Source organism: Streptomyces sp. NP160 (assembly GCF_006335115.1).
Taxonomy (GTDB): domain Bacteria; phylum Actinomycetota; class Actinomycetes; order Actinomycetales; family Quadrisphaeraceae; genus Quadrisphaera.
In genome coordinates this window covers 1-824 of the sequence record NZ_VDMJ01000065.1, presented here as the reverse complement: position 1 = coordinate 824, position 824 = coordinate 1, and the positions used below count along the sequence as shown (strand labels likewise).

General features: G+C 77.2%; 1 protein-coding gene. It reads right to left on the bottom strand.

The window, feature by feature from the left end; genetic code table 11:
* The coding region (locus FHN55_RS21720; RefSeq protein ID WP_139714495.1) for a PAS domain-containing protein at positions 1-824 on the bottom strand (824 nt) is incomplete at both ends.

The window sequence follows — 824 nt, the reverse complement described above, 5'->3', positions numbered from 1 at the left end:
GCCCCGTGAGCGGGTCGTGCAGCGCGGCGTGCACCAGCGCCGCCTGCGCGTGGCGGGCCTCGGTGACGTCCTCCACCACCACCAGCAGGTGCGGCAGACCGCCGTCGGCAGGCTCCACCAGCGACGGCGTGGTCCGCGCCCAGCGCACCGCACCGTCGGGGCGCACGAAGCGCTGCTCGCGGGAGGTGGTCTCCGTGCTGCGCTCCCGCGCCACCCGCTCCAGCCGCTCGACGTGGCCCACCGCGTCCTCGGGGTGCAGCAGGTCGCGCACGCGCCCCGCCACCAGCTCGGCGGGCGTGCGCCCCGCGAAGGCCGCGAAGGCGTCGTTGACCCTGGTCAGCCGGCCCAGGTCGCCCGGCTCGAGGCTCATGAGCACCATGCCCGTGGGCGCGGTCTCGAAGGCGAGGCGGAACTGCAGCTCCGCCTCCGCGCGCCGCTGGTCCGCGGCGACCTCCGCGGTCACGTCGGTGATGACGGCGGTGGTCGAGCGCAGCGCGCCGTCGTCGTCGTGGGTCTGCGTGAGCGTGACCTCGCCGGTGAAGGTGGAGCCGTCGCGGCGCACCAGCGTCCAGCGCCGGGTGGTGTGCCCGCCCTGGGCCAGCCCGGCCAGCAGCACCGCGGCGCCCACCGGCAGGCCCAGCTCCGCCGCGCGCTCGTGCACCTCGGCGTGCCGCACGAAGCGCAGCGGGCTGCCGCCCACCACCTCGGCCGCGGCCCAGCCGAGCAGCCGCTCGGCGCCGGAGCTGAAGACGGTGATCCTGTGCTCGGCGTCCGTGGCGAGGATGCCCTGGGTGGTGGCGCCGTCGAGCACCCCGGCCAGCAGG